Below are 10,684 nucleotides of genomic sequence, written 5' to 3'. Positions count from 1 at the left end.
CGGTGGCAACCTTGGGCGACGCAGGTCGCGACAGATTGCTGAGCCAGAAGTTGGCCAGCTCGATGTGTCAAAAGGGGAACCTTCAGCGGGACGCGCGTAGTGAGGTGTCCAGTGCCTTCATGAGGTACGCGACTCGACTCTTGCCAGCTGGCGCGAGGGGATATCGGCTGAGCACATCTATCAGAGCGGGTGTTGCCCGACGGCGGGCCCGCTCGATCAGCGTCTCTCCTTCGGCTGGGTCATCGCCTGCACTCAGTTCTGCTGCCCGCGCTGCACTCGCCGCAGAGCGCAGGATGTGTCCGACTTGCGTGGCTTTGGCCAGGGGGTGCAGATAAGCGGCGGCGGCAGCATCGCCAGCAGCCCGGGCAGCATGCTCTCCGGCAGTTCCAGCCACATCTTTCGCCGCACGATGCGCATCCAGGGCAGTCACACGCTGCAACCTCGTTCGTGCGGCACCGTGCACAAACTCCCGCGCCGCCGCGATAGCAAAGCGTGGCCGCGGATCTTCTGAGTTGGCCTCCTCAAACAAGGGAAGCACTTCTTGTGCGCTCTCCACTGCGTATCGGGCTACGACTCGCAGCTCATCCATACTCAGCTCGAAGTCACTTTTCCCAATCGGCATGCTTCTACTCTCGCTCACGACCACTCGCAAGCGGAACCCCCTACGGAAACGTTCAGTCCTTGGCGGTGTGGGCCTTGCGAACACTACGAAGCACCAAAACCCAAAGACCGGTAGATGCGGCGAGAAGAATAAATGCACCCTGCGGTTGATCAGCCCAAAACCACGCGATGCCATTCCCGTCAAACGTGAACATGGCAGCGATTCCCAGAAGAAGGACGGCGGGGCTGAACAATGGAGAACGAATCACAGTCAAGGGATACTCCTTCTAACTATTAGTTCAAGCCAACTTGTGGATTAAGGCTAGTGGCGATGGAGCCTGATGGCACGAAGATTGCACGCCCCGTAAGGGGGACGGTGACCGGGACACCCGAACACTCACGGAGCATCGAAGACGTTCCGCATAGTTCCGGGAGCACACGATTCCCGTAAGCCCCGCCCGAGAAAATGCCCGGTGAAGGGGGGATAAACGGTACACTCCAGCATGACCGGAATGCTTATCGGCTATGCACGCGTATCCACCAACGACCAAGACCTCACCGGCCAAGAGAACGCCCTCGCCGCCCTCGGGGTCTCGCTCCAAAAGACGTTCACCGATCAAGGCCTCACCGGAACTAACCGGGCCCGGCCAGGTCTTCGCGAAGCGTTGGCTGCATGCCGAGCCGGCGACACCCTCGTCGTGACCAAGCTCGACCGACTGGCACGCTCGCTTCGCGATGCCAAAGACATCGTCGACGACCTCACCCTTCGTGAAGTGAAGCTCAGCATCGGCGGTTCCGTTCACGACCCAACCGACCCGGTCGGAAGGCTCCTCTTCAATGTGCTCGCGATGGTCGCTGAATTCGAGGCCGACCTGATCCGCGCACGCACCCGCGAAGGGATGCAAGTCGCCAAAGCGGCCGGCCGGCTCCGCGGCAAGCAACCCAAACTGTCCCCGGCGCAGGAGAAGCACCTGGTCGAGGTCCACCAACGGGGCGAACACACCACCGCGCAGATCGCAGAACTCTTCAGCGTCGCCAGATCCACGGTCTACCGGGCAATCCAACGAGCCGGCGACACCGCCGCCTGAACGTGCGTCGTGCAGAGGAGTACGGGCAAACGGGCGTTTTGTGCACAGGAATACGGAAAAGCCAGTGTTCACACTCGCTTGCACAACCCGGAGAACACCATGGACGTTGCGCGGACGACTTCGGAAAATGACAGATCGACCCTCGGCGCTCTTCATCCGAGCGGGTGTCCCGGTCACCGTCCGGCTTGCGGGCGCTGCCTCACGCCGGAGGCAACGCCCAACCGTTGGCGACCATGAGCGCGATTTGTCATACGCAGGGTGACGAACCACGCGGTTGAGCCTAGTCTTGGATTATGGATGTGAAGAAGAATCCGAGCGACCAAGCACTGGTTCTCCTGTCAGCAAAATTGCAGTTGCCCAGAGAATCGAACCCCGCTCCATCCGATTTGTTGCAATCGGTCCAATGGGCGGAGGAGTTGGGGCGCTTGTCCGCGGTCCGCCTCAGAGCCGCCGTGCAAGACGCTCGAGTTCACGACGTTTCCTGGCAGTCCATCGGCGATGTTTTGCAGATCAGTCGGCAAGCCGCGTTCAAGAAGTTCTCCGCCCTGCACGACGAATCGAAGGAATACCTCGACATGACCGAGTCCACCATCGACCTGATCGACCGGACCGAGAGCGTCTTTCGGAGCCTCAGCGACGGAGATTTCGGAGCGGTTAAGGCGCTGATGACGTACACGTGTTCGCGCAGCCTGACCAAGAAGAAGGTCGTGGGCATGTGGGACGAGATGGTGCAATCCACCGGCCGCCTCGAAAGCATTTCGAACACGGTGCTGCAAAGCGCAGACGGCCGCGATATTTTCGAACGACTAGTAAACCGGCACCTGCTGATCGGCGTAGTCGGGCACACCGAGCTGCATCACGAGGCCGGGGATTGGATCGGGCGTGTCGCATACAGCGACAGCGGGAAAATCACCGCCCTCCTCGTCGCACCTGTCGGGTCGGAGAATCTGGCTATCTAACGGCGAGATATGCACGGCCTTGCAGCCGACTGCTAGAGGATCTCGGAAGCACTTCGAAATCTTTAGTGCCCGGTGAAGGATCCGCTTCCATCGAATCCTGACCACCCGCAGAGGGTTCCCAAGTGACGCATTTGACGAGCCAATCCTCGTCCTGGCAGCTTGTCTAACTCCGTGCCGCTCAGTGTCCGGCTGAGGGGTTCGAACGGACGAGAGGTTGGGCGGGGCGATTCCTGCCGGATTAGTCGCGGGGAAAGTTGCGAAGTATCAGTGTTCCGCAGGTGAGGGCGGCCAGGCTGAGGAGTATGGCGAAGAGGGTGACGCTGAGGCTCAGGCCCAGGGAGTCGGTGAGGTAGCCGGTGGCTACGGCGAGCAGGCCGGCGGGGATGTAGCCGCCGATGTTGAGGACAGCGTTGGCTTCGGCGCGATGATTCGCTGAAACGTTTGTGCCGATGAGGGTGAGGCCTCCGAGCTGGCCGAGGCCTTGGCCGATTCCTGCGAGGAGGGCCGCGACGATGAGGGGGGCCGGATGCGAGACGGTGACGGCGGTGATGAGGCTGACCATCGCCAGGATCGTTGACGTGGAGCCGAGAAGGAGGATGCTGCGAACGGGCAGCCGGTGAACGGCAAACTGGACACCGGTGGCAGCGAGGAACATGGCACTGGCCATTGCGCCGGCGATGAGCGGACTGGATGCATGCAACAGGACCGCGAGGAGGGACGGACCGAGGGCGAGCACGAACGAGGTCGAGGTGATCCCCGGCGCGAAGACGGCGATGCCGTATAGAACCTGGTGCCGGTTGGGCTTGGGCACAGTCGGCCATCGGAATCGGAATGCCACCGGGGACTGGTCTCCGGCGCGTTGGGAGAGCGGAGGGCGACGTGGCAGGAAGAACGCCACGGTCAAGGCTGTCGCGAGGAGTATGAACGCGACGGCAAAAACAGTCGGAGCAGGATTGGGCAGCGTTTGAGTGAACAGCCCGGCGAGCAGCGGCCCGAGCCCGGCACCGAGGACCATGGCCACGGATGCCGCGAGCGATGCTTGGCGATGCCGGGCGGGGCCGCCCGCATCCATGACGGCAGCCATGCCGGCCGACACGATCACACCAACCGCGATACCGGTTAGAAACCGTGCGGCGACGAGGGCAAGAATGGAGGGCGCGAACGCGAAGAGGCCGCAGGCCAGCATGGCGAGAATGATCCCCGGGATGAGGACCGGTTTGCGTCCAAATCGGTCGGCGAGCTGCCCGGCCACGGTCAGCGTGAGCAGCAGCCCGACCATGTACGCGGCGAAGATCACGGTAAGTATCCCCGAGGAGAAGCCCAACTGGGCCTGCCAGTGCACGTAGAGCGGGGTGGGCGAGTTCGACAACATGAACACAGCGGTGACGATCCAGGCCGCAAGTCCCATCGGGATCAGGCCGGTCGGGCGGGGCCTCACCGCATTGGGTGGACGTGCCGACGTTTGAGTCATGGGTTCCTCCGTCTGGTCTGTACGAGTAATCTCGAACATAACAGCAGTACGACAAGACTCGTACTTTGGCTAGACTGGTGCCATGGCCGCTGCCGCACAGTACGTCACCACCGAAAACTCCGCGCTTGACGCGCCCGAGAACTTGCCTGATCCTCTGCCCGAGCCGTTGATCGGTGAGCTACAGCTCGAAGACGTCATGGGAGCGCTGGCTGACCCCTTACGGCTGACCATTGTGCGCAAGCTGATGCTCGAATCCGATAGCTATGACCACACCTGTGGATGGTTCGGATTCGACCGCCCCAAGTCATCACTGACGCACCACTTCAAAGCACTCCGGCAGGCGGGACTCATCCGCCAACGGCAGTATGGGCTCGAACGTCGCAGCCGAGTTCGCACCGAAGATCTCAATGACCGCTTTCCCGGCCTGCTCGACCTCGTCGCGTCCTGGCACGAGGCCTGACCGGCACCAACGCCCGGTGAGCGACCCCCTAACATGCGCTGCTCTGTTCCTACCGAGGTGGATCGCAACAACCACGATGAGAACACCGCGCAGCGTCCCAGTTGAGGTCCGGCTTCTGCGACACCCGCATCCGCCGTTGATACGGTCTATTCATGGCACATTTCAAAGACGAAGGTCGCCCGAGCGCTGAATCAACCCGTCCGGCGGCGCAGGATCCACCCCTTCAAGCACTGTTGCCTGGCTTGGATCGCCTCTCCAGATCAGCGTTTCGTAAGGGAACGGTCAGCCGCCGGCGAATCAAATGGGCGATTCTCCTACTCGTGGCCGTCGCGGCAGCGACGGGTGTGCTTATCACTGCAAGTATTGTGCTTTGAAGGTCCGGCTGCGAACGCGCGCGGTCCGACCTTCGTGCGCGAAAGTCGGGACAATGGCTTCATGCGCCTTTATCTGTCGTCCTACCAGCTGGGTGACCATCCCGAGGCGTTCACGGGTCTGGTCCGGGGGCGTGGACGCGGGTGGGTCATCATGAACGCTTTCGACGGGGCTGATCCTGAGATGCGGCGCCAAGAGACTGAACGTCAGGTTAGGAATCTCGCGCGTGTTGGGCTCGCAGCGAGTGAACTCGACCTTCGGGTGAACGACGCCGAGAGCCTTGCCGTGAAGTTTGGCGAACCGGACTTCCTTTGGGTTCGGGGCGGCAACGTCTTCACGCTCCGGGCGGCCCTGGCGCGGTCGGGGGCCGACTCGCTCATTGCGGATAGTCTCAGAGCGGACGAACTGGTCTACGCCGGCTTCAGCGCGGGGGCGTGCGTCCTAGCCCCGAGCCTGCTGGGCCTCGAGGAGTGCGACTCAACGGAGGACGCCTTGTCCATGTACGGAGCCGTCGAGTTTGACGGCCTCAGCATCTTGGATCGGCCTTTCGTACCTCACCTTGGATCTCCTGATCACCCGGAGAGCGAGGCGCTGACCCGGGTGGCTGCTGCTTACGCCCAGGAGGGAAAGCCCTACTGGGGTCTTCGCGACGGCCAGGCGTTGGTGGTCGACGGCAGCAGCGTTGTGCTTGTCTGAGCGATCCGCCTACCGCATACCGCCTATGCGCCGCTGAAGGTTCCCCTTCTGGGCTTCGCAGAAATGAGAAAATTGAATCATGACTGCGGGAACCGGCGATTTCGAGTTGACCATGGACGAACTACGAGTCGTGGCATGCTTCGTGGTGGAAGCAGCAGAGGAAGTGCTTCCGGTGTTTGAAGCAGACCATCCAGATGACCCTCGGCCACGCGCGGCCATCGACGCTGCGTGGGAGTTTGTCAACGGCGCAAAAAGGACCAACCTGCAGAGTGTCACAGCTTCAGACGCACACCGCTCCGCACAAGAAGCCGCCACCGAATCAGGACGACTTGCCGCGCGCACCGCGGGCGACGCCGCAGCCGCCGCCTACCGGCACCCAATTGCGAAAGCCACTCAGGTCAGTCACATCCTGCGCGGTCCCGCAAGTGCAGCGCGTATCGCTGAGCTGGTCGCAGCTGACAATCCCGAGGCAGGCGACAACTTCGTTGAACGAGCCAAAAACCACGCCACCCCCGCCCTGATTGATGTCCTCAGCCGTTATCCAAAAGCACCAACGGGAAAGAGTCGGCTCGATCACCTTATGAGCAAGTTGGACTCCCAGCTGCGCGAATCCCGCTGAGGATTGAATATCAGGTACTCTGGCGCCAGTGATATTTCATTCCGCTCTGTGACCCAGAGCCCCTATAGGGATTCCAGTTCGCTCCTCATCGGAGGAGCGGTCATTAAGTGCGCCCGCGAAGGGAACTCCATTGGGAGTTCCCGTGCAGACCGGCCACCTATCGAACTCATCACTGGAAGATCCCATTCACATGACATCAGCGAACTCTCTCGAGCCCTCATCGCCCGCCCTCGACCGGGCATCCCTGCAACCTGACTGCGGCAATTGTTTTGCCCTGTGCTGCACTGCCTTCGGATTCTCGCGTTCGGCAGACTTTCCTGTCGACAAGCCCGCAGGCTCTCCCTGCCACAACCTGGCACCTGACTTCTCCTGCACGATCCACGACACCCTCCGCCCGAGGGGCTTCCGCGGCTGCACCGTCTTTGACTGCTTCGGTGCAGGCCAAAACGTGTCGCAAGGGCTTTTCGCCGGCACGAGCTGGCTCGAAAGTCCTGACACCAAGAGCGAGATGTTTACCGCGTTCGCTGCCGCACGGCAGCTCCATGAGATGCTGTGGCATCTGGCCGAGGCGCAGACGCGAACGTTCGATCCCGACGCCTCGCACCGTGCCGCACAGCTCCGGAACACCATCGAGCACGCCGTCGGGGGTGAACTTTCAGAACTGCTTTCACTGGATGTCCAGGAGATTCACTCCCAAGTGAGATCAACGCTGATCGAGGTCAGCGAAGAAATACGGGCGGCCTACCTTGCCGGTGGCAATGACCACCTGGAATCCGCGCTGAAACCGGGAGCGGACCTGATGGGCAAGAATCTCAGGTCCCGCCGACTGTGCGGAGCAGATCTCCGGGGCGCGTACCTCATCGCCGCAGACCTGCGTGACAGCGACTTGTCGGGTGTGGATCTGCTCGGTGCCGACTTCAGAGATGCGCGTCTTGACGGCGCTGACCTCTCCAAGGCCCTGTACGTGACGCAGCCGCAACTCAACGCCGCGCTTGGCAACCACTTAACTCGTCTACCCGCGGATCTGGAAATGCCGCCTCACTGGCAAGACGCGTGACCATACAACTCGACAGGGAACCTTGGCGGGTGCTGAACACCGCCAAGGTGTAACGACTCGCGGTATCGCTCAACGAACCGGAAATAACCGCCGCACTTTCGGTGAGTTCGAGCGCTACCGAAAGGGTGGCGCCGTCCCGTATGGGGTTGGTCTACCGACACCGTGAACAGGGTTCCCCGCCAGGGGACTAAATAGAGCTATCGAGCGCAGTTCTGCTCGCGTGTAATCCTCCAATAACTCACGTCTTCGGTATCGAATGGCAGTTCAATCATCCCCAACTTTGCTGCGACGCGTTTGGAGACCTCGTTCTCCGGCTCGATCGTCGCCGAGATGGAGCCCAGTGACGAGATGCGAAACACGTGGTCGAGCATGCCGATCCCGACTTCCGTTGCATAACCGTTGCCCCAAGCCTTCTGATGAAAGACATACGTGAGTTCATCGAAGTCTCGATCAGGCGCTCGAATCACGCCACAGTAGCCTACGAACTCGCCAGATCGCGCGTCGAAGACGGCCGAGGTGCCGTAACCGCGATCGACGTACTTTCGCTCGCAGATTTCGATCCACTGCGATACTTCGGGGCGGCTGAGGACGGTCCCGTCCCCGACAAATCGCATCACGTTCGGGTCGGCGCAGAGGGCTGAGAAGTCGTTGAGGTCGTCGCGGCGAAACTGACGCACCGATAAGTGTTCGGTCTGGAAGAGCATCGGACCAGCTTATCCACGCCCGCAGGTCGTTCCGCTGTGGCACCCGGCTGCGGCGGTCTGGCTCGGCACAGGTAGCCTCTCCCTATGGAAGATGAGTTGACCATTTCGATCGCCACCCACGCCGACGACGCTGTCGCGGAAGAGATTCGCCGATTGCTTCCGCAGCTGTCAAAGACAGCTATGTTCGACAGGGAAATTTTCAATCGGATGGTGGAGAACGAGTCAGTCGATCTCTTCCTTGCGCGGCTCGCTGGTCGGGTTGTAGGAATGGCCACCCTCGTGACGTTTCCAATCCCGACTGGGGTCCGGGGTCACATCGATGACGTTGTGGTGGACGAACTCACCCGTGGCCGAGGGATCGCTCGTGAATTATTGACCGCGCTGATTGCCAGAGCGCACGCGTTGGGAGTGCGGAGCCTGGACCTGACGTCGCGCCCATCCAGAGAATCCGCGATCCGGCTTTACGAGGCCTCCGGATTCGTGCGCCGTGATTCCGTTTTGTTTCGATACCAGCCCATCGATTCTCGATGAGAGATTCCCTTCCGTGTGCACGGAAACAAAGCCCTGAGACGGCACATTCGCGGAACCGTCCCGCGCAGGGTTCCTCTCCGGGCACGGCGCTCGGTGCCGGCGGACAGGCCGTTTCGATCCAAACGTGAGTCCGATCATCGTCAGGTTTTAGGGCACTTCAGCTCGGACGGTGCCGTGAGCTGCGTCGGCATGTGCTCCGGACAGGTGACCGCAAAAGAACGATTTGGAGGTTGGGTGTGGTTTGGCATATCGTTTGGGCATGCCGGATCTTGATGGCCTCCGGGCCGTAGCTCACCCGTTACGCCTGCGTTTGCTTTCGCTTCTGACTGCCGAGGCTCTCAGCGCTACGGAGGCGGCGCGTATCTTGGGCGAGAGCCAAGCGAACGTGAGTTACCACCTGCGTCGTTTGGCTCAGGCGGGACTCGTGCAGCTTGTCGAGGAAACGAATATTCGTGGCGGGACCGCCAAGCGCTACCGACACGATCCCGCGAGCGGCGAAGCGCTCGGTTCGGGCCGCGTCGACGAGCACCAGGCTCTGATGAGTTCCCTCGCCGCAGAACTGATCGCCCGCAGCGCGCGTTACCTGTCAGAATCCGAATTCGTATTCACCGAGGCGGAGGTCACCGTCTCCCGCGAGGCATGGGAGCGTATCCGCGACATGTCACGCGAGATCGGGAAACTCATCCACGATGAGGCGGTGCCCTCCGCAACACCAGAAGGCATCCGGATGAGTGCCACCCTCGCATTGTTCGAAGTCGTGAACCACGACACCGCCCCGCGAACATGAGTAGCGGCTACCTCGAGGTACTGCGCACGACCGGCGCACTCAGGGTCTTTGTCCCCGCGCTCGTCGGGCGACTCTCGTTCGCCATAGTGACCTTAGTGCTGCTCTTCGCGGTGCAGCGAAGCACGGATTCTTTCGCTGCCGCCGGCGCGGCTACTGGAGCTTTCGGGCTCGCGAACGTGATCGCTTCCCCGTACCGCGCACGATTCGTCGACCGGCGCGGACAGCGGTTTGCACTCAACTCGCTAGCCATCGCCTTCGCTGCCGGTCTCGGCGGCATTGCTGCGCTGACAGCCCAGCCCGACCCTTCGTCAGGGGCGCTCATTGGGCTGGCGGCCATTGTCGGGTTATTCCCGCCACCGCTCGGCGCCTCGATGCGTGTGCTCTGGGGTTCACTGACAGCGCCGGGAGCGCTGCGGACGAAGGCATACAGCATCGATGCGGTCTGTGAGGAATTACTGTTCACGACGGGGCCATTGATCGCAGCGGCCACTCTCAGTGCGGCATCGCCGACGGTCGGACTGGTCGCTACTGCCACGGTGGCGCTTGCCGGAACCCTCGGCATGACAAGCAGCTCGCTATCGCGACAGCACGTTGCCGTCACCGCTTCCCCCCGGAAGAGTTCACGGCCGTTACGACAGAGCGGGTTCGTCGCAGTGTTGATCGCGCTACTCGGCGTGGGAGTCATACTCGGGACCGTGGAAGTGGTCGCACCCGCAATCGCCGACAGTCAGGGATCGGTCGGCCTGGCTGGCATCCTTCTCGCCTCTTTTGCAGCCGGAAGCGCAGTCGGAGGCCTGCTCTACGGACAGCGAACTTGGAGGAGCTCGCTCGTAAAGCGACTACTCATCTCGGTCACAGTCATGATCGCGCTGTGCGCACTCCTCACGACAATTGAGTTTGTCGTGGTCCTCAACTTCGGACTCGCTGCGGTGGGCTTTTTCCTGGCCCCGTCGCTCGTGACCGGCTACCTACTCGCGGACGACCTCACCGCTGCAGAGGTGCGCACCGAGGCATCGAGCTGGATCAACACGGCAGTCAACGCTGGCGCCGCCGTTGCCGCCGTAATGGTGGGGTTCGCCGTGGACGCCATGGAGCCCCGTCTTGGATTCATCATCGGCGCAGCAGTGGCCCTCATCCTCCTGATATCCGCAACCGTGCTGATACTCAGAAACATCAAAGCCGCGCCCGTCGTAAATCAATTGCAATCGGCGTAGATGAAACGAGACGCCCAGCACCGCGATGGTAAGTGCCCGCAGGACGTTGGCGGATTCAACCGGTCGTCGCAACGATGGGCTTTTCTGGCTCTGATAATAGTCGTTGCATGGCTTCAGCGGGTGTGC

At 61.6% G+C, this 10,684-nt stretch carries 13 protein-coding genes; 9 read left to right on the top strand and 4 right to left on the bottom strand.

Annotation, left to right across the window (positions count from 1 at the left end):
* Window positions 1-82 precede the first annotated feature (82 nt).
* Both CXY77_RS20415 and CXY77_RS00225 read right to left on the bottom strand, forming a co-directional pair.
* Window positions 83-589, bottom strand: a complete 507-nt coding sequence (locus CXY77_RS20415; protein WP_369831276.1) for a putative immunity protein — start codon at window positions 587-589, stop codon at window positions 83-85.
* A gap of 85 nt (window positions 590-674) precedes the next feature.
* Window positions 675-875: a hypothetical protein gene (locus CXY77_RS00225; RefSeq protein WP_134345585.1), complete on the bottom strand. Its 201-nt coding sequence runs from the start codon at window positions 873-875 to the stop codon at window positions 675-677.
* A gap of 228 nt (window positions 876-1,103) precedes the next feature.
* On the opposite strand from CXY77_RS00225, the gene CXY77_RS00220 reads away from it, so the two are divergent.
* Both CXY77_RS00220 and CXY77_RS00215 read left to right on the top strand, forming a co-directional pair.
* Window positions 1,104-1,688: a recombinase family protein gene (locus tag CXY77_RS00220; RefSeq protein WP_104129374.1), complete on the top strand. Its 585-nt coding sequence runs from the start codon at window positions 1,104-1,106 to the stop codon at window positions 1,686-1,688.
* 452 nt (window positions 1,689-2,140) lie between these two features.
* A complete protein-coding gene (locus tag CXY77_RS00215) occupies window positions 2,141-2,647 on the top strand; it encodes a hypothetical protein (protein WP_158252716.1) in 507 nt (168 codons plus the stop codon).
* 238 nt (window positions 2,648-2,885) lie between these two features.
* Here the strand turns inward: CXY77_RS00215 and CXY77_RS00210 are convergent, their stop codons facing one another.
* The gene (locus CXY77_RS00210) at window positions 2,886-4,118 is read right to left on the bottom strand and encodes an MFS transporter (RefSeq protein WP_104129372.1); all 1,233 of its coding nucleotides are present in this window, start codon (window positions 4,116-4,118) and stop codon (window positions 2,886-2,888) included.
* An 82-nt stretch (window positions 4,119-4,200) separates the two neighbouring features.
* On the opposite strand from CXY77_RS00210, the gene CXY77_RS00205 reads away from it, so the two are divergent.
* The 4 genes from CXY77_RS00205 to CXY77_RS00190 all read left to right on the top strand — a co-directional run bounded on the left by CXY77_RS00205 (window position 4,201) and on the right by CXY77_RS00190 (window position 7,322).
* Window positions 4,201-4,578: a helix-turn-helix transcriptional regulator gene (locus tag CXY77_RS00205; RefSeq protein WP_092342541.1), complete on the top strand. Its 378-nt coding sequence runs from the start codon at window positions 4,201-4,203 to the stop codon at window positions 4,576-4,578.
* Window positions 4,579-5,013: 435 nt separating this feature from the next.
* The gene (locus CXY77_RS00200) at window positions 5,014-5,646 is read left to right on the top strand and encodes a Type 1 glutamine amidotransferase-like domain-containing protein (protein ID WP_104129371.1); all 633 of its coding nucleotides are present in this window, start codon (window positions 5,014-5,016) and stop codon (window positions 5,644-5,646) included.
* Between the two features lie 79 nt (window positions 5,647-5,725).
* Window positions 5,726-6,265: a putative immunity protein gene (locus tag CXY77_RS00195; RefSeq protein ID WP_104129370.1), complete on the top strand. Its 540-nt coding sequence runs from the start codon at window positions 5,726-5,728 to the stop codon at window positions 6,263-6,265.
* A gap of 142 nt (window positions 6,266-6,407) precedes the next feature.
* Window positions 6,408-7,322 carry a pentapeptide repeat-containing protein gene (locus CXY77_RS00190; protein WP_369831275.1) on the top strand — a complete coding sequence of 305 codons (915 nt, stop codon included), beginning with the start codon at window positions 6,408-6,410 and terminating at the stop codon, window positions 7,320-7,322.
* 197 nt (window positions 7,323-7,519) lie between these two features.
* Here CXY77_RS00190 and CXY77_RS00185 read toward each other — a convergent pair whose 3' ends face one another.
* Entirely contained in the window at window positions 7,520-8,026 is a 507-nt protein-coding gene (locus tag CXY77_RS00185; protein ID WP_092112785.1) for a GNAT family N-acetyltransferase, read from the bottom strand.
* 84 nt (window positions 8,027-8,110) lie between these two features.
* Here CXY77_RS00185 and CXY77_RS00180 point away from each other — a divergent pair, with 84 nt between their 5' ends.
* The 3 genes from CXY77_RS00180 to CXY77_RS00170 all read left to right on the top strand — a co-directional run bounded on the left by CXY77_RS00180 (window position 8,111) and on the right by CXY77_RS00170 (window position 10,558).
* Window positions 8,111-8,557: a GNAT family N-acetyltransferase gene (locus CXY77_RS00180; protein WP_104129368.1), complete on the top strand. Its 447-nt coding sequence runs from the start codon at window positions 8,111-8,113 to the stop codon at window positions 8,555-8,557.
* Window positions 8,558-8,816: 259 nt separating this feature from the next.
* Window positions 8,817-9,344 (top strand): helix-turn-helix domain-containing protein, encoded by a 528-nt coding sequence (locus CXY77_RS00175; protein ID WP_104087681.1) that lies wholly within the window; start codon window positions 8,817-8,819, stop codon window positions 9,342-9,344.
* On the top strand, window positions 9,341-10,558 hold the full coding sequence (locus CXY77_RS00170) for an MFS transporter (protein WP_104129367.1): 1,218 nt from the start codon (window positions 9,341-9,343) through the stop codon (window positions 10,556-10,558). The genes CXY77_RS00175 and CXY77_RS00170 overlap by 4 nt, the downstream gene beginning before the upstream one ends.
* Window positions 10,559-10,684: the final 126 nt, after the last annotated feature.

Origin of the sequence: Cryobacterium sp. N21 (assembly GCF_002929575.1) — a bacterium.
GTDB classification, from domain to species: domain Bacteria; phylum Actinomycetota; class Actinomycetes; order Actinomycetales; family Microbacteriaceae; genus Cryobacterium; species Cryobacterium flavum.
The sequence above is the reverse complement of the archived record's forward strand: the minus strand, read 5'-3'. Positions and strand labels throughout refer to the sequence as shown.

Coding starts and splice junctions, on each gene's coding strand:
- CXY77_RS00205 (WP_092342541.1), top strand. CDS start 4,201: ATGGCCGCTGCCGCACAGTACGTCACCACCGAAAACTCCGCGCTTGAC.
- CXY77_RS00175 (WP_104087681.1), top strand. CDS start 8,817: ATGCCGGATCTTGATGGCCTCCGGGCCGTAGCTCACCCGTTACGCCTG.
- CXY77_RS00180 (WP_104129368.1), top strand. CDS start 8,111: ATGGAAGATGAGTTGACCATTTCGATCGCCACCCACGCCGACGACGCT.
- CXY77_RS00210 (WP_104129372.1), bottom strand. CDS start 4,118: ATGACTCAAACGTCGGCACGTCCACCCAATGCGGTGAGGCCCCGCCCG.
- CXY77_RS20415 (WP_369831276.1), bottom strand. CDS start 589: ATGGATGAGCTGCGAGTCGTAGCCCGATACGCAGTGGAGAGCGCACAA.
- CXY77_RS00170 (WP_104129367.1), top strand. CDS start 9,341: ATGAGTAGCGGCTACCTCGAGGTACTGCGCACGACCGGCGCACTCAGG.
- CXY77_RS00185 (WP_092112785.1), bottom strand. CDS start 8,026: ATGCTCTTCCAGACCGAACACTTATCGGTGCGTCAGTTTCGCCGCGAC.
- CXY77_RS00220 (WP_104129374.1), top strand. CDS start 1,104: ATGACCGGAATGCTTATCGGCTATGCACGCGTATCCACCAACGACCAA.
- CXY77_RS00200 (WP_104129371.1), top strand. CDS start 5,014: ATGCGCCTTTATCTGTCGTCCTACCAGCTGGGTGACCATCCCGAGGCG.
- CXY77_RS00195 (WP_104129370.1), top strand. CDS start 5,726: ATGACTGCGGGAACCGGCGATTTCGAGTTGACCATGGACGAACTACGA.